The organism is Allobosea sp. GW821-FHT12C12, from assembly GCF_058807355.1.
On the sequence record NZ_JBXAQP010000003.1, the window covers coordinates 124,709 to 142,042 of the forward strand.

The 17,334-nt window shown below is 69.1% G+C and carries 12 protein-coding genes; 8 read left to right on the plus strand and 4 right to left on the minus strand.

The window, feature by feature from the left end; genetic code table 11:
- Positions 1-70: 70 nt before the first annotated feature.
- From AC1RRW_RS05395 to AC1RRW_RS05405, 3 genes are all read left to right on the plus strand, one after another.
- Positions 71-1,645: an acyl-CoA carboxylase subunit beta gene (locus AC1RRW_RS05395; RefSeq protein WP_492899519.1), complete on the plus strand. Its 1,575-nt coding sequence runs from the start codon at positions 71-73 to the stop codon at positions 1,643-1,645.
- A gap of 165 nt (positions 1,646-1,810) precedes the next feature.
- On the plus strand, positions 1,811-3,811 hold the full coding sequence (locus AC1RRW_RS05400; RefSeq protein ID WP_492899520.1) for an acetyl/propionyl/methylcrotonyl-CoA carboxylase subunit alpha: 2,001 nt from the start codon (positions 1,811-1,813) through the stop codon (positions 3,809-3,811).
- Between the two features lie 99 nt (positions 3,812-3,910).
- Complete coding sequence (locus AC1RRW_RS05405; protein WP_492899521.1) at positions 3,911-5,029, plus strand: acyltransferase family protein; 1,119 nt, start codon at positions 3,911-3,913, stop codon at positions 5,027-5,029.
- Here the strand turns inward: AC1RRW_RS05405 and AC1RRW_RS05410 are convergent.
- Both AC1RRW_RS05410 and otsB read right to left on the minus strand, forming a co-directional pair.
- On the minus strand, positions 4,983-6,842 hold the full coding sequence (locus AC1RRW_RS05410; protein ID WP_492899523.1) for a glycoside hydrolase family 15 protein: 1,860 nt from the start codon (positions 6,840-6,842) through the stop codon (positions 4,983-4,985). The genes AC1RRW_RS05405 and AC1RRW_RS05410 overlap by 47 nt on opposite strands.
- A 2-nt stretch (positions 6,843-6,844) precedes the next feature.
- Positions 6,845-7,657, minus strand: coding sequence for a trehalose-phosphatase (gene otsB, locus AC1RRW_RS05415; protein WP_492899525.1), 813 nt, complete (start codon positions 7,655-7,657; stop codon positions 6,845-6,847).
- Between the two features lie 279 nt (positions 7,658-7,936).
- On the opposite strand from otsB, the gene otsA reads away from it, so the two are divergent.
- From otsA to AC1RRW_RS05440, 5 genes are all read left to right on the plus strand, one after another.
- Positions 7,937-9,457: an alpha,alpha-trehalose-phosphate synthase (UDP-forming) gene (otsA, locus tag AC1RRW_RS05420; protein WP_492899840.1), complete on the plus strand. Its 1,521-nt coding sequence runs from the start codon at positions 7,937-7,939 to the stop codon at positions 9,455-9,457.
- Positions 9,458-9,692: 235 nt separating this feature from the next.
- Entirely contained in the window at positions 9,693-11,960 is a 2,268-nt protein-coding gene (gene ptsP, locus AC1RRW_RS05425) for a phosphoenolpyruvate--protein phosphotransferase (RefSeq protein ID WP_492899526.1), read from the plus strand.
- 61 nt (positions 11,961-12,021) lie between these two features.
- Positions 12,022-13,113 (plus strand): peptide chain release factor 1, encoded by a 1,092-nt coding sequence (prfA, locus tag AC1RRW_RS05430; protein WP_492899841.1) that lies wholly within the window; start codon positions 12,022-12,024, stop codon positions 13,111-13,113.
- A gap of 4 nt (positions 13,114-13,117) precedes the next feature.
- Positions 13,118-14,287 carry a peptide chain release factor N(5)-glutamine methyltransferase gene (gene prmC / locus AC1RRW_RS05435; RefSeq protein ID WP_492899527.1) on the plus strand — a complete coding sequence of 390 codons (1,170 nt, stop codon included), beginning with the start codon at positions 13,118-13,120 and terminating at the stop codon, positions 14,285-14,287.
- A 510-nt stretch (positions 14,288-14,797) separates the two neighbouring features.
- Positions 14,798-15,865, plus strand: a complete 1,068-nt coding sequence (locus AC1RRW_RS05440) for a DUF4167 domain-containing protein (RefSeq protein WP_492899528.1) — start codon at positions 14,798-14,800, stop codon at positions 15,863-15,865.
- Positions 15,866-15,938: 73 nt separating this feature from the next.
- Here the strand turns inward: AC1RRW_RS05440 and AC1RRW_RS05445 are convergent, their stop codons facing one another.
- On the minus strand, positions 15,939-16,730 hold the full coding sequence (locus AC1RRW_RS05445; protein ID WP_492899529.1) for an MOSC domain-containing protein: 792 nt from the start codon (positions 16,728-16,730) through the stop codon (positions 15,939-15,941).
- A 235-nt stretch (positions 16,731-16,965) separates the two neighbouring features.
- Entirely contained in the window at positions 16,966-17,313 is a 348-nt protein-coding gene (locus AC1RRW_RS05450; protein ID WP_492899531.1) for a DUF2293 domain-containing protein, read from the minus strand.
- Positions 17,314-17,334 lie beyond the last annotated feature (21 nt).

A 17,334-nucleotide genomic window follows, 5' to 3' on the forward strand; every position in this document is an offset into this window, starting at 1 on the left:
GCGAGACGCCGGATTGCTTCGTCGGCCGCGCCTCCTCGCAATGACGGGCCGGGCAGGACAGGGACGAGACATGAAGCAGGCCGACCAAGCGACCCCCGCCACTCCTCCCCCGCTCGCCGCCATGCTCGCCACCCTGCGCGAGCGCCATGCGCTGGTCGCGGGAGGCGGCGGCGAGAAGATGCGCGCGCGCCACGAGCGGCGCTCCAAGATCATGGTGCGCGAGCGCCTCGACCTGCTGCTCGATCCGCAGACGGCGTTCCTCGAACTCTCCCCGCTCGCCGCCTGGGGGCTCCACGGCAACGAGGCGCCTGGCGCCGGCATCGTCACGGGCATCGGCATGGTGCAAGGCCGCGCCTGCATGCTGATCGCCAACGACGCCACCGTGAAGGGCGGCTCCTTCTTCGCCGAGACGGTGCGCAAGCACCTGCGGGCGCAGGAGATCGCGCAGGAGCACAGGCTGCCCTGCCTCTATCTGGTCGATTGCGGCGGGGCGTTTCTGCCCGAGCAGGACCGCGTCTTCCCTGACCGCGACCATTTCGGCGGCTCGTTCTACAACCAGTGCCGGATGTCGGCGGCGGGCATCCCGCAGATTTCGCTCGTTTTCGGCGGCTGCACGGCGGGCGGGGCCTATATTCCGGCGCTGTCGGACGAGGTCGTCATGGTCAAGGGCGCCGGGCGCATCCATCTCGGCGGCCCGCCGATCGTCAAGGCCGCGATCAACGAAATCGTCGACGGCGAAACGCTCGGCGGCGCCGAGATGCACTGCCAAGTCTCCGGCGTCGCCGATCACATGGTCCTGACCGAGATGGAGGGGCTGGCGAAGCTGCGCGAGATCGTCGGCTCGCTCGCCGAGAACGGCAGGCTCGGGCCGCCACGAACCCCGACTCCGCCGAAGCTCGATCCGGCCGACCTCGTCGATCTGGTCCCGACCGATCTGCGCCGGCCCTACGACGTGCGCGACGTGATCGCGCGGATCGTCGACGACAGCGCCTTCAACGCCTTCAAGCCTGCCTTTGGCGCGACGCTGGTCACCGGCTTCGCCCATATCCATGGCTATCCCGTCGGCATCATCGCCAATAACGGCGTGCTGTTCTCGGAAGCCGCCGTGAAGGGCGCGCATTTCATCGAACTCTGCGATCAGCGCCAGATCCCGCTGCTCTTCCTGCAGAACATCACCGGCTTCATGGTCGGCGCCGAGGCCGAGCGCGGCGGCATCGCCAAGCATTCGGCCAAGCTGGTCCATGCCGTCTCGAATGCGCGCGTGCCGAAATACACCATGCTGATCGGCGGCTCGTATGGGGCCGGCAATTACGGCATGTGCGGGCGCGGTTTCCGGCCGCGCTTCCTGTTCTCCTGGCCCAATGCCCGGATCGCGACGATGAGCCCGGAGGTCGCCGCCAATGTGGTGACCGAGTTGCGGCGGCAGTCGCTCAAAGGCAATGTCGACGAGGCTGCCATCGCCCAACTCGACGCCAAGACGCGCGCCCAGTTCGAGGAGCAGAGCGACCCTTATTACGCCACCGCCCGGCTCTGGGACGACGGCATCATCGAGCCCGGCCAGACGCGGGACGTGCTGGGGCTGTGCCTCTCGCTCGCGGCCGGCGAGCCGCGCGATACGGGCCCGCGGCCTGTGTACCGGATGTGATGGCGATGGAAGCGATCCCCCATTGTCATTCCGGGGCATCGCGCAGTGATGAACCCGGAACCCACGACCGGGCGAACCTTTGCCTTTGCGGTTGTGAAACCATCGCCTGGTGGTGGGTTCCGGGTTCGGCCCTTTGGGCCGCCCCGGAATGACAAGGTTATACTGATGTTCCAGACCATCCTGATCGCCAACCGCGGCGAGATCGCCTGCCGCATCATGGCGACCTGCCGCAGGCTCGGCGTCCGCAGCGTTGCGGTCTATTCCGACGCCGATCGCGACGCCCTGCACGTAAGCATGGCCGACAGCGCCATCCATATCGGCCCCGCGCCGGCGCGCGACAGCTATCTGCGTGCGGACCGGATCATCGAAGCCGCGCTCGCGACCGGTGCCAAGGCGATCCATCCCGGCTACGGCTTCCTCTCCGAGCGGCTCGACCTGATCGCCGCCTGCGAGGCCAACGACATCGTCTTCATCGGCCCCTCGGCCGCCGTGATCGACGCGATGGGCGACAAGATCCGCTCGAAGCGGATCGCGCGGGACGCCGGCGTGCCCGGCGTGCCGGGCTATGACGGGGCGGACCAGTCGCCGGCCGTGCTGCGGGCCGAGGCGCTGCGGATCGGCCTGCCGGTGATGGTCAAGGCCTCGGCGGGCGGCGGCGGCAAGGGCATCCGCAAGGTCGTCGACGAGGCCGAGCTCGACGGCGCGATCGTGGCCGCGGCGCGCGAGGCGCAGGCCGCCTTCGGCGACGGAAGGCTGCTGATCGAGAAATTCGTAACAAGGCCGCGGCATGTCGAGGTGCAGGTCGCCGGCGACCGGCACGGCAACGTCGTCCATCTGTTCGAGCGCGACTGCTCCGTGCAGCGCTCGAACCAGAAGCTGCTGGAGGAGGCGCCCGCGCCGAACCTGTCGGCGGCCGCGCGGGCGGCGCTGCACGACCATGCGCTCCGGCTCTCGCGGGCGATCGGCTACGACAATCTCGGCACGGTCGAATTTCTGGTCGATGCGGCGACGGAGAGCGTGTTCTTCCTCGAGATGAATACGCGGCTCCAGGTCGAGCATCCGGTCACCGAGGCGATCACCGGGCTCGACCTCGTCGAATGGCAGATCCGGATCGCCGCGGGCGAGATCTTGCCGCTGCCGCAGGACCAGATTACCTGCGCCGGCCATGCGATCGAGGCCCGCGTCACGGCCGAGCGGGCCGACGAGGGCTTCCGTCCCGACACCGGGCTGATCCGGGCCTGGGCCGCGCCCGAGGCCTTGCGCACCGATAGCGGCGTCGCCGCCGGCAGCGAGGTCTCGACGCATTACGATTCGCTGCTCGCCAAGGTGATCGCGCATGGCCGCGACCGCGACGAGGCGCTGCGCAAGCTCGGCGACGGGCTGGAGCGGATGACCGTGCTCGGGCCGTCGACGACCCGGCCCTTCCTCGTCGATGCGCTGCGCCAGCCGGCCTTCGCCGAGGGCAAGGCGACGACCCTGTTTCTCGCCGAGACGTGGCCCGAGGGCTGGCAGCCTGACGCCGGCGACGGCGACTCAAGCCACGCGGTCGCGGTCGCGGTCGCGATCTGGCTGGCGCGGCGTTCGGCGAGCGCGACGGCCGGCCCTTGGGGCTCGCTCGGCGGGTTCCGGCTGCTGGCTCCGGCCGGGCGGGCGGCGGCGAGCCATGTCGTCGTCGGGGCGCAAGGGGCGACGGCGCCCTGGCGCGCCGAGACGCATGACGGGTTTCTGCGGATTTCCGCCGGCGGCAGATCGTTCGACGTCGCGGTGACGCCGGGCGGCGAGCAAGGCTGGAGCGTCGTGCTCGACGGGACGCGCTCGCAGGCGATCGCCGTCGCGGAACCGGACGGGGTCTTCCTGCGCCATCGCGATTTCGAGGGCCGCGTGCCGGTGATGCTCGCCGTCGAGGCTGCGGCCCTGGCAGCGCGCGAAGCCGGCGCGGAAGCGGGCGACGCGGTGCGCGCCGCCATGCCCGGCACGCTGGTCTCGCTGCATGTCGTGGAAGGCGACGCCGTGACGGCGGGACAGGTCGTCGCGGTGCTCGAATCGATGAAGCTGTTCATGGAGCTGAAGAGCCCGGCCACCGGCATCGTGGCGCGGCTCGGCGCGAAGCCCGGCGCGACCGTCGCGGCCGGCGATCTGCTCGTCGCGATCGAGCCGGCCGACTGAACAGCGACCGAGCGGCGTTTCGCCGCTTTTCTGTTGCGTATCGATTTGTTTCCGTGACACCTCCCTGCAAGCAAGCGAGCAGGATCGGCAGGTCACGGCATGTCGCCGACGCGACGCATCGACGGTATTCAATGGTTGAGAGCGGTCGCGGCGAGCCTCGTCGTGGTCGAGCACACGAAGAATGCGATCTCGACCGAGTATCTCAAGCTCGCCCCCGCCGATTCGCCCCTGTCGATTTTTCCGTTCTCGGCCGGCGTCGACCTGTTCTTCGTCATCTCCGGCTTCATCATGGCCTATGCCGGCGCGCCGCTCTTCGGCCGCACGGGCGGCTGGCGCGTCTTCCTGCTGCGAAGGCTGGCGCGGATCGTGCCGCTCTACTGGCTGACGACCAGCTTCATGATCGCCGTCTTCGTCGTGCTCGGCAGCCGGGCCTGGAATGGAGCGTCATGGTCCTCTGTCGTCGCATCCTACCTGTTCCTGCCGGCCGCGAACGCCGACGGCGAGGCGTTTCCGCTCTTCGTGATCGGCTGGACGCTGAACTACGAGATGGCTTTCTACGCCGTCTTCGCGCTGTTCATCGGATTTCGCGCGGAGGCGGCGCCGTGGCTGACGGCCGCGACGATCGCGACGATCGCCGCGCTCGGCCTCCTGCTCGCGCCGGCGGCGCTGCCGCTGCGCTTCTGGTCGAACCCGATCATCCTCGAATTCGTCGCCGGAATCGGCCTCTATGGGCTCTACCGCATGGGAGCCTTGCGGCTTTCACAGCCGCTCCGGCTAACGCTTGCCGCGGTCGCGCTAGGCCTGCTCGCGCTCCATCCGGCCGATCCGGGCCTCTGGCGGGCGCTGGTCTGGGGTGGGCCGGCCGCGCTGCTCGTGGCCGTCGCGCTGACATGGAGCGAGGCGGCGCGGACCAGCGCCGAAGGCGGGCGCGCCGACCTTGCGGGCGATCTCTCCTACGCCGTCTATCTCGCGCATCTGCCGGTGGTGCTGATGGCGCAGACCGCCCTGCGCGCGCTCATGCCGGCGACGGGATGGGTCTGGTTCGGGCTGTTCCCGGCCCTGGTCGCGGGCGGCACGCTGGCGGCTGCCGCCCTGTTGCACATCCTGATCGAGCGGCCGATCCTGCGGGCGGCGCGGCGGGTGGCGCCGCCGCCGCCGGCCGAGGCGAGCCTCAGAACGCCTCCTCCCAGTTCCGCGACAGCCGCATCGCCGAATTGATCAGCCCGACCATCGAATAGGTCTGCGGGAAATTGCCCCAGAGCTCGCCGGTGGTCAGATCGGCGTCCTCGGACAGCAGGCCGAAGCTGTTGCGGCGCGTCAGGATGCGGTCGAACAGCTCCTTGGCCTCGTCGCGCCGGCCGATCGCGTGCAGCGCATCGACATACCAGAAGGCGCAGATCAGGAAGCCGGTGTGCATGAAGCCGAAATCGTCCTGCGTCGCATAGCGCACCAGGAGGTCGCCGCGGGTCAGATCGCGGCCGATCGCCTCCACCGTCGCGATGTAGCGCGGGTCGTCGGCCTTGACGAAACCGAGCTCGGCGAAGAGCAGCAAGGTCGCGTCGAGTTCGGCCCCGTCGAAGGTCGAGACGAAATGGCCCCTGTCATGGTTCCAGATCCGGTCGCCGATGATCTGCTTCAGGCGCTTCGATTCGCCCTTCCAGTACTCCTTTCGGTCGGCGCGGCCGAGCGTGCCTGCGATGCGGGCGAGCCGGTCGCAGGCGGCCCAGCACATCACGCTGGAGAAGGAATGCACCACCTGCTTTTCGCGCAGTTCCCAGGGGCCGGCGTCGGGCTTGTCGAAATAGGCGATCGCGAGTTCGCCCATGCGCTCGAGCTGGCCGAAGAGCGCCTCCTTGCCCGGCCGGATCAGGCGCTGGTCGAAGAAGGAATGCGTCGCCGCCAGCACGACCGCGCCATAGCCGTCGTTCTGGATCTGCGTCGCCGCTCCGTTGCCGAAGCGCACCGGCTGGTGGCCGCGATAGCCAGACAGATTCGGTGCCTCGAACTCCTCCAGCGTCCCGCCACGCGTGATCGGGTAGAGCGGCGGCAGATGCTCGGAGCCGCTTTCGGAAAAGGTGTCGACGATGTTGGTGATGAAGCCGAGATAGTCCTCCATCGTCCGCGTCGTGCCGAGCCGGTTCAGCGCATGCACGACGAAATAGGCGTCGCGCAGCCAGCAGAAGCGATAGTCCCAGTTGCGCTGGGTGCCCGGCGCCTCGGGGATCGAGGTGGTCAGCGCCGCGACGATCGCGCCCGATTCCTCGAAGGAGCAGAGCTTCAGCGTGATCGCGGCGCGGATCACCTCGCGCTGCCAGTCGAAGGGCAGCGACAGCGAACGGACCCAGTCGCGCCAGTAGTCGGTGGTCTTGTCGAGGAATTCGCGCGAGGTCGTCTCGATCTCGGCGCGCAGGGCCTCGTCGGAGCCGACGAAGAAGGAGAACGGCCGGTCGACGGCGAAGGGCACGCTGTCGACGACATAGGAGATCGGCGCGTCCGTGGTGAGCCGGATGGTCTGGTCGGCGCCGACATAACGGACATGGTTGGAGCCCCGCGTCATCTCGTCGGGCGCCTCGCCGAGGCCCACGCAGGGCTTCAGCACCACCCTGATGCGCGGACGACCCGAAAGGCGGCGGACGCGCCGGACCAGTTGCGGCGGCCTGAAGGAGCGCTCGTAGCGCACGAAGCGCGGCGCGAAATCGAGGATCTCGATCGCGTTGCCGTGATCGTCGGAGAGCACGGAGGACAGGATCGCCGTGTTGTCGAGATAGCTCTGCTCGCAACTCGTCATGCCGACCAGCTCGATCGCGAAGACGCCTTTCTCGGGAATGGCGTCGCCGTCATCGGGCTGGTTGTCGATCAGCGCGCAGAACACCGGATCGCGGTCGAAGCGCGGCAAGCAGCCCCAGACGATGCGCGCCCTGCGGTCGATGAGAGCCGCGATCGAGCAGTTGCCGATCACGCCGAGATCGAGCGAGGCGGCAAAATTCCCTGGGACGGAATGCCGCCCCGCGGTCGTTGTCGTCACTGTCATCGTTATTCCTGTGAGGAGCTTGCCGGGGAGAAGCTGGACAAGGTCAGGCTGCCCTGCTCGGCGGCGGCCAGGAGAATGGCGCGAAGGTCCGTCGGCGAGGAGATGCGGCGCGCGGCGCAGGTCTCGCCCGCGCCGATGCGGATGGAGACGCCGCCGAGCGCGTTGACCGCCTCGAAGCCGGCCTCGTCGGTGATGTCGTCGCCGATGAAGACCGGCACGCGGCCGGCATAGGGGGCCGAGCGCATCAGCCAGGCGATGGCGCCGCCCTTGCTCGCGCCCGCCGGCACGATCTCGGCGACGGACTTGCCCTCCTGAAGGCGCACGGCCGGACCCATGCGCGTCGCGATGCCGCGCATCAGGCCGAGAGCCTCGTCCTTGAGATGGGACGCCATGCGCCAGTGCAGCGCGATCGAGATGCGCTTGTCCTCGACGATGATGCCGACATGGCTGTTGGCGAAGCGGACGAGATCGCGCGTCGCCTCGCGCATCGCGTCCGGAACATCCGCCTGCGAGCGGATTTCGCCGCCGAGGCGAATCTGCGCGCCGTGCAGGCCCGCCGCATCGAACCGGTATGGTTCCAGCACGGTGTCGAGAAAGCCGATCGGGCGGCCGGAGACGAGCGCGAGCGCGCCGTTCAGGTTCAGCCGAAGCGCCTCCAGGGCCGGCGGAACCTGCCGGTCGAGCTTCACGGCGTCGGGCAGCGGCGCGATCTCGACGAGAGTGCCGTCGAAATCGAGAAAAAGCGCGATGTCGGGCTCCACAGTCGCGGCTGGCCGGATCTCGCTTCTCCGTTCTGTCTCGATCAGATCCATCATGAATGCTTTGCTGAGCGCCAGAACCGGCGAAATTGCGGCCCGCGCTCATAAACTCCTCGTTGGTGCACGCCGGCGATCAAATCAATATCGAATCAATATCGAAGCCGTTCGCGACCTCGCCACATTCCGCCGTCAGGTTACGCCCGTCGCCACGATTTCGACATGGCATGGCCATCGCCCGTGGCGCGCGCCCTGAAACATTACGCCCGCCAGCGCGTTCTGTTCCTGCCGCCGGTGTCGAAATTCCGGCAATATTCCGACCTGGAGAATATCCCGACCATGCGTCTCGTCATCGTCTCGAACCGCGTCACCATCCCCGATCGGTCGGAGAAGGCGGCGGCAGGCGGGTTGGCGGTGGCGTTGCGCGAGGCGCTCGACAGCCATGGCGGTCTCTGGTTCGGCTGGAGCGGCGAGGTCAGCGAGAGGGCGGCCGCCACGCCGGCCAGGACCGCGCAGCGCGGCAAGGTGACCTATGCCGTCACCGACCTCACGAACGCCGAGCGCGAAAGCTATTATCTCGGCTTCTCCAACCGCGCGCTCTGGCCGCTGATGCATTACCGGCTCGGACTGACCGAGTTCTCGCGGGCGGAGTACGCCGGCTATCTCGGCGTCAACCGCCGTTTCGCCAAGGCGCTCGTCGCCATGCTGAAGCCCGACGACCTGATCTGGATCCACGATTATCACCTGATCCCGCTCGCGGCCGAGCTGCGCCGGCGCGGCGTGACCAACCGGATCGGCTATTTCCACCATATTCCCTGGCCGCCGGCCGAGGTCTTCGGCGCGCTGCCATTCAGCGCGACGCTGATCGGCACCATGGCGGCCTACGACCTCGTCGGCGTGCAGACAGAGATCGACGCCGCCAACCTGATCGGCGGCCTGAAGGCGCTGTCGGGCGCCAGCATCGAGGGCGACAAGGTCCGCGTCGGCCGGCGCCAGACCAGCGTGCAAGCCTTCCCGATCGGCATCGACGTCGAGGCCTTCCGCAAGCTGGCGGCGGCCTCGGTGCGCGCCGCGACCCTGCCGATCAAGACGACGCGCGAGACGCTGGGCGAGCGCCAGCTCGTCATCGGCGTCGACCGGCTCGACTATTCCAAGGGCATCGTGCAGCGGCTGGAAGCCTTCGGGCAGTTCCTGCGCAGCCATCCCGAGCATCGCGGCCGCGTCGGCCTGCTCCAGATCGCGCCGCCCTCGCGCTCCGAGGTGCCGGAATACGCCGAGCTCGACCGGCAGTCGGACGAGGTCGCCGGCCGGCTGAACGCGGCGCTCGGCGAGTTCGACTGGACGCCGATCCGCGTCGTCAAGAAGGCCTATTCGCGCAATGCGCTGGCGGGCCTCTACCGGCGCGCGCAGGTCGGCCTCGTCACGCCGATGCGCGACGGCATGAACCTCGTCGCGAAGGAATACATCGCCGCCCAGAACCCGGCCGATCCCGGCGTGCTTGTGCTGTCGCGCTTCGCCGGCGCGGCCCAGCAGATGAGCGACGCGCTGATCGTCAACCCGTTCGACACGCATGAGGTCGCGGACGCGATCCGCACCGCGCTGGCGATGCCGAAATCCGAGCGGCTGAGGCGTTTCGAGCGGCTCTATGCGGTGATCGACGCCAGCGACGTCGGCTGGTGGACGAAGCGCTATCTCGCGGCCCTGTCTGGCGAGACGGTGCGGCAGGCGACGCCGCCGGAAGGCGAGCGGCGGCGCAAAGCCGCGCGGGCGGCAAGCCGCCCTAAGGCCCACGAGGCCGCGCCATCCGCAAGGACCGCGCGCGCGACGCCGGTCGCGCGACCCGGCGCGTCGTCGCATTGATGCGACGGCGAAGACGGCTCGCGCTCAGGTCGCAGGCCTTGCCGAAGACGCCTTCGCATCGCTAGAAGGCGCGCGAGGACGGTTGCCGCTTGCGACTCGGAACCGCAAGTGTCACGTCCACGTATCGGATTTTTGCACGGATCGGATTTTTGCAAGTATCCGGTCGGGCAATTGATCGGATCCTGAAAGGGCGTCAGCCGAGATGGCTGAGGAGGCGGGCGGAGGGCTGAGATCGATGCGAGGCGCTCTCGGAGGACCTGGCGTCCTGCTGCGCCGCCTCCGCGAGGTGATGGCGGCGTCGATCAGCCCGCAGGAGCGGCTGGACCGGCTCGTCGTCCTGATCGCCGGCAATCTCGTCGCCGAGGTCTGCTCCGTCTATGTCCTGCGCGAGGACGGCTCGCTCGAACTCTACGCCACCGAGGGCCTCAACCGCGAAGCCGTTCACCTCACCACGATGCGCGCCGGCGAGGGCCTCGTCGGCCTGACGGCGCGCGAGGCCGAGCCGCTCGTCCTCTCGGACGCGCAGAACCACCCGGCCTTCTCCTACCGCCCCGAGACCGGCGAGGAGATCTATCGCTCCTGGCTCGGCGTGCCGATCCTGCGCGGCGGCGCGGTGATGGGCGTGCTCGTCATCCAGAACCGCGCCACCCGCCAGTACACCGAGGAGGAGGTCGAGAGCCTCCAGACCACCGCCATGATCATGGCGGAGATGATCGCGGCCGGCGGCCTGAAGTCGCTCGCCTCGCCCGGCGCCGCGATCGGCCTCGACCGGCCGATCCACGGCGTCGGCGTCTCGCTGGCCGACGGCGTCGGCCTCGGCCATGCCGTGCTGCACGAGCCGCGCATCGCGATCACCAACCTGATCGCCGAGAATCCGGCGGGCGAGGTCAAGCGGCTCGAGGCCGCGATCGCCGAGATGCGCGCCTCGATCGACGAACTGCTCGAGCGCGGCGACGTCTCCCATACCGGCGAGCATCGCGACGTGCTCGAGACCTTCCGCATGTTCGCCCACGACCAGGGCTGGCTTCGGCGCATGCGCGAGGTGGTGATGACCGGCCTGACGGCGGAGGCCGCCGTCGAGCGCGTGCAGTCCGATACGCGCGCGAAGATGCTGCGCCAGACCGATCCCTATCTGCGCGAGCGCCTGCACGATCTCGACGATCTCGCCAACCGCCTGCTGCGCACGCTGATGGGCAAGGCCAACGGCGTCGCGCGCGAGCAGTTGCCCGAAAACGCGATCCTGATCGCCCGCTCGATGGGGCCGGCCGCGCTGCTCGATTACGACCGCGCCCATCTGCGCGGGCTCGTGCTGGAGGAAGGCGGGCCGACCAGCCATATCGCGATCGTGGCGCGGGCGCTCGGCATCCCGGCCGTCGGCGAGATCGTCAACGCGACGGCGCTGATCCAGTCCGGCGACGCCGTGATCGTCGACGGCCAGGCCGGCGAGGTCCAGGTCCGGCCGCAGCCCGACGTCGAGAACGCCTACAAGGACAAGGCCCGCCTGCGCGCCCGTAAGCAGGAGCAGTACCGCAAGCTCAAGGCGATGCCGGCCGTCACGAAGGACGGCGTGCCGATCGTGCTGCAGATCAATGCCGGGCTCCTGGTCGACCTGCCCAACATCGAGGCGACGGCGGCCTCCGGCATCGGCCTGTTCCGCACCGAGCTGCAGTTCATGGTCGCGCAGCACATGCCGACGACGGCCGAGCAGCAGGCGCTCTACGCCGCCGTGCTCGAACAGGCCCAAGGGCGGCCCGTCACCTTCCGCACGCTCGACATCGGCGGCGACAAGGTCCTGCCCTATATGGAGCGGGTCGAGGAGGAGAACCCGGCGCTGGGCTGGCGCGCCATCCGCATCGGCCTCGACAAGCCGCGCCTGCTGCGGGCGCAGGTCCGCGCGCTGCTGCGGGCCGGCGCCGGCCGCGACATGAAGATCATGCTGCCGATGATCGCGACCGTCGACGAGTTCCGGCGCGCCAGGACGATCGTGCAGCGCGAGCAGGCGATGCTGGCCAAGCAGGGCCATGCGCCGACGCTGAGCCTGCAGCTCGGCGTCATGGTCGAGGTGCCCTCGCTGCTGTTCGAGATCGCCGAGATTTCCCGCGAGGCGGACTTCCTCTCGATCGGCACCAACGACCTGATGCAGTTCCTGTTCGCGGCCGACCGCGAGAACAAGCGCGTCGCCGACCGCTTCGACCCGCTCTCGGTCGGCGCGCTCAGGGCGCTGCGCCTGATCGTCGAGGCGGCCGCCGAGGCGAACTGCCCGGTCACGGTCTGCGGCGAGATGGGCGGCAAGCCGATCGAGACCATGGCGCTGATCGGGCTCGGCTACCGCGCCTTCTCGATGTCGGCGGCCTCGGTCGGCCCGGTCAAGGCGATGCTTCGGGCGCTCGACGTCGAGAGGCTGCGCGACCGGCTAGACTGGATGCTGGCCGCGCCGGACGGCGCGGCCTCGCTGCGCCCGCAGCTTGCCGCGCTCGCGGCGGAGCTCAAGACGCCGGTCTAGCGAGGCTGCCCGCCCGCGCCGCCGCCTTCGTCGCCACTGTCCGTCGAGTTCCGCCATGTCCATGTCCGTATCCCTGCCCCTGCCGCAAGACCGCCTCGACGCCATCGTGGCGCGCCATGCCGCCGCCACCGACGAGATCAACAGCGCGACCGAGGCCAGCCGCGCCGTCGAGCTCGCCAAGGAGCTGAACGAGCTGGAGCCCGTGGTGGCCGCCATCGCCGCCTGGCGGCAGGCGCGGGCGACGCTCGAGGAGGCGCAGGCGCTGATCGACGATCCGGCGACGGACGCCGAGTTCCGCGACCTCGCCCATGAGGAGCGCGACGCCGCCCGCATCGAGATCGAGAGCAAGGCGCGCGAGATCCTGATCGCGCTTTTACCGAAGGACGCCGCCGACGAGCGCGGCGTCATCCTCGAGATCCGCGCCGGCACCGGCGGCGACGAGGCCTCGCTCTTCGCCGGCGACCTGTTGCGGATGTATCAGCGCCACGCCGCGCTCAAGCGCTGGAGCGTCGAGATCCTGTCGCAGAGCGAGGGCACGATGGGCGGCTACAAGGAGGTCATCGCCGAGATCGCCGGCAAGGGCGTCTATGCCCGGCTGAAGTTCGAATCGGGCGTCCACCGCGTCCAGCGCGTGCCCGACACCGAGACGAGCGGACGAATCCACACCTCGGCCGCCACCGTCGCGATGATGCCGCTCGCCAGCGACGTCGACATCGTGCTGAACGACGCCGATATCCGGATCGACACGATGCGGGCCGGCGGCGCGGGCGGGCAGCACGTCAACAAGACCGAATCCGCCGTGCGCCTGACGCATCTTCCGACCGGTCTCGCGGTCGTGGTCCAGGACGAGCGCTCGCAGCACAAGAACAAGGCCCGCGCCTATGAATTGCTGCGGGCCCGGCTCTACGACATGGAGCGCGGCAAGATCGACGCCGAGCGCGCCGCCGACCGGCGTTCGCAGATCGGCTCCGGCGACCGCTCGGAGCGGATCCGGACCTACAACTTCCCGCAGGGGCGCGTCACCGACCACCGCATCAACCTGACGCTCTACAAGCTCGACGAGATGATGCAGGGGCTGGTGCTGGACGAGATCATCGATGCGCTGACCGCCGAGCATCAGGCCGCCCTGCTCGCCGAATCGAATGCGGGCTGACGCCATGAAACCTCCAGCCGCGCCGGGCGTTGATGGCACATCGAACAACACGATGGCGGGAGATTTTCATGATCAAGTTCGCAACGGGACTGGCGCTGGCCTCGATGATGGCTCTCGCCTCGCTGGCGCCGGCGCAGGCCCAGGAGCGCGCGCTCCGGCGCGCGACGGCGGGCGAATCGCCGGCGCTGAACAAGGCGATGACGCAGTCGCAGGCGCGCAAGGCGTGCCAGCGGGAAATGCGCGGTTCGCGCGAAAGCAAGGCGGCGTTGCGCAAGAAGATCAGCTTCTGCGTCAACGAGAAGATGCAGGGCAACTGACCGCCCGAACCGAGCGGACCATCGCGGCCGCGCGGCGAAACCTCGCCGCGCGGCTGCTTGCCGCAGGCATCGACGACGCCGCGCTCGATGCGCGCATCCTGATGGAGGGCGCGCTCGGCCTGGACGCGTCAGGCGTCGATCAGCGCAGGCCGATCGACGCGCCGACGCAGGCGACGCTGGATGGCTATGCGGAACGGCGGCTGGCGGGCGAGCCGGTCTGGCGCATCCTCGGCGAACGCGAGTTCTGGGGCCTGCCCTTCCGCCTGTCGCCGGCGACGCTCGAGCCGCGCCCCGACAGCGAGACGCTGATCGAGGCGGCGCTGGACGCCCTGTCGCGGCGTCGCGAGGAGCCGCTCGCGATTCTCGACCTCGGCACGGGCACGGGCTGCCTGCTTATCGCGCTGCTGTCGGAATTTCCGAATGCGCGCGGCGTCGGGGTGGATCTGTCGGAGGAAGCCTGCGCCACGGCGCGAGGCAACGCCGCCCGGAGCGGCGTCGCGGATCGAGCCCTGATCCGGCAAGGCGAGTGGACACGGGGCCTGTCGCAGCGCTTCGACCTGGTCGTCTCGAACCCGCCCTACATCCCGAAGGCCGGGATCGCGGCGTTGTCGCCAGCGGTGCGCGATCACGACCCGCTGCTGGCGCTCGACGGCGGCGAGGACGGGCTCGCATGCCATCGCGCGCTCGCGGCGGCGCTGCCCGGCGTGCTCGCGGCGGGCGGCCTCGCGATCGTCGAGGTCGGCGCGGGCCAGGGGCCCGATGTCGCCTCGATCATGGCCGGCGCGGGGCTCGACGCCCGTGGCTCCCGGCGCGATCTCGGCGGACATGAGCGGGCTTTTCTGTTCACGTCCCGATGATGTGCACAGGCTTTCGTGCGATTTTGCTTGGATGCCGGCCCGAAAACAGCTATGCACACTCTCGAGCCGAAGCTGGTGTCGTCAGCGCCGAGCCTTGGGACCGTTCCCGATGGCCAAGCGATGCCTCCGGACTTGTCCGCAGATAAACGGAAATTGACACAGCCAGTTTGGACATCCGAAGGCGCTTCGACGCCTTTCGGCCCTTGGAGCGGAGATCGCTCCGGTTTGGAAAAGAACGCGTGAAGGCCAGGAACGGCGCATCGCCCCTTCAGGTCAACTCAACCCGGCATGGCGTCGCAACCCGCCATGCGTCGGAACGCGCATGACGCCGCAACGGTTGCCTCGAACAGACAGAGCATTGCGCAAAAAAGTGGGAACCGGTTTTTTGCATCGGCAATGCTCTGAACTTTTGGAATCGATCACGTTTTTCGCGTCCGGGCGATTCCGTCCGGACGCGACGTGATCTACAGCGCGAGACAGACGCGAATGAGACCAGGTCAGAACCGGCGTATGCGCGGCCGCAATAACAATAACAACAGTGGCAACAACGGCAACCGCAAGGCGCCAAATCCGCTGCAGCGGAGCTACGAGTCCAACGGTCCCGACGTGAAGGTCCGCGGCACCGCGCAGCATGTCGCCGAGAAATATTTGCAACTGGCGCGTGATGCGCAGTCATCGGGCGATCCGGTCGCGGCCGAGAACTATTTCCAGCACGCGGAACACTATTACCGCATCCTGCTGGCGGCGCAGGAGCAGATGGCCCAGCAGTTCGGCCACAGCTTCCCGCCCAATCGCGGCTTCGTCGAGACCAATGACGACGAGGGCGAGGAGGGCGACGAGGACGGCCAGGATCTCCAGCCCGGCGCCGGTCCGCAGCCCGAAATCCGTAGCGACGGCGGCAATGCCGGCTTCAACGCCAACGGCTATAACGGCAACGGCGCCCATCGCCAGGACGGCGGCGCGAACGAGGGCCAAGGCGGCCAAGGCCAGCGCTTCGACCGGCCTAACCGCAACAACGACCGCAACCAGCAGGATCGCACCAACGGCGACCGGCAGGGCAACGATCGCCAGAACAACGATCGCAACGGTCCGCGTCGCTTCGACCGCAACGACCGGCAGGATCGGCCCCGCTTCGACCGGGCCGACGGCAACCAGGGCGGCTATGCGCCGCGTCCCGATGCGCCGCGCTCCGACATCGCGGCGCCGTCCGACCAGCCGGACGCCGTTCCGCAGCCGCGCGAGACCCGCTTCGACCGCCCCGAGCGTTTCGAGCGCGGCGACCGTCCCGAGCGCGGCCCGAGGCCGGAGCGGAACGGCCCGGAGCGCAACGAGCGCCGCCCGCGCCGCGATCCGGAAACGGACGCAGGCGACGGCGACGTCGCGGCCGCGCTGCCCTCCTTCCTGACCACGCCGGTCAGGGTGCCGATCGCCGTGCCGGAGGAGGTCCCGGCCGCCGCGCCGACCGCGGAACCGGGCGAGGCCGCGGCGGCCGACGCGCCCAAGCGCCCGCGCCGCCGCCGCTCGCCGCGCGAGGTCATGGACGCGCTCGGCTCGGATGGCGACAACGCCGTGGAATGAGACGGCGCCTCGCGTCCGATCAAGAAACAAGGGGCCCGCGAGGGCCTCTTTGTCATAGCGCCAACCGCAGCGCTCAGGCGATGCCGAGGCCGGCGGCGACGGGCGCCTCGACGAGACCGAGGCGCTCGCCCTCGGCGAGCGAGCCGCCAGCGACGACCTGGCAATAGATCCCGCAATCGAAATGGCCATAGGCGGTCATCAGCGCCTTCGGGACCCGCAGGTCGCGGATGCCGGCGACGGGATCGACATCGGTCGCGGCGCAGCGCTCGATGCGCTTGGTGACCTTGAGCCGCAGGCCGGACGGAGCCGTCAGTTCCTGGCCGACGAGATCGAACTCGGCCCAGGGCGCCAGACCTTCGACCATGACGTTGCCGCGAAAGCGCAGCGGATCGACGGGCGCGCCGAGCCGGTTCTCGAATTCGGCGACGCTGGCGAGGTTGATGATCGAGACGAAGCCGGAGCGCGAATCGGTGAAGCGGAAACCGTCCGGCGCGCGCAGCAGCCGCGGCTTGCCGCGCAGTTCGTCGGGCATGAAGCCCTCGAAGAAGGCGGCGATCAGCCCCCTGCCCTCCGATGTGGCCGTGCTGGCGCGCAGGACTTCGGCGCCCTCATGGGCGATGACGAGATCGCCCGTGGCGTCGTCGAAGCGCGTGCGCAGCCGCGCCAGCATCTCGTGGCGCATCAGCATCAGGAACTTGATCTTGGGCTGATGCCGCGGGTCGGCCGGATCGAAGCCCGACGGGCCGTTCTCGATGGCGAAGAGCCGGTCGCCGGGAAAATAGCCGTCCGTCTCCAGAACGGCGCGCGGGACAGGCTCAGGCGAGAGCCCCTTGACCGGATAGCGATAGAGCGAGGCGACGCGCATGCGGAAAGGCTTTCGTTCAGACATCTCTGGCAGGGCAATCAAAACGACGCCGTCATTCCGGGCAAGCGGCGCGGCCGCGCCGATCCGGGATCCATCCCAGGGCGCGACAGGCTCCATGATGGATCCCGGGTCCACGATCCGCTTGCCCGGGATGACGGCGTGGTTCCCTGGTAAACTGGAGACAGATTATCCGGACGCGGCGTCGAAATCAGATCAAATCCTTGCATCATTCCAATCAGCTCCCGGTCACGCGGACCCTGATCGCTTCCTCCTCCGCCCCCTCGACGAGTTCGGTCACCGAGCGTTGGCAACCCCAGCCGGCGAGAACGTCGTCGGTGTCGGCGGCGACGAAGAAGCGCGCCGCCTCGCGCTCGTAGCCGTCGGCCAGCAGTTGCTCGTAGTCGGTATGGACGTGGCGGACATGGCTGCCGAGCGCGAGCCAGAGCGCGGTCGAGGGCGGCAGATCCTTCATGTGCCGGCGCTCGGCCAGCGTCACCACGGCCTCGGCGTCCGACAAGGGAATGCCGGGCGCGAGCGCGCGCAGGGCCTTGCGGATCGACTGCTGTCGCTTCGTTCCCGTCATGGATTCATGCTGCCCGGCCTG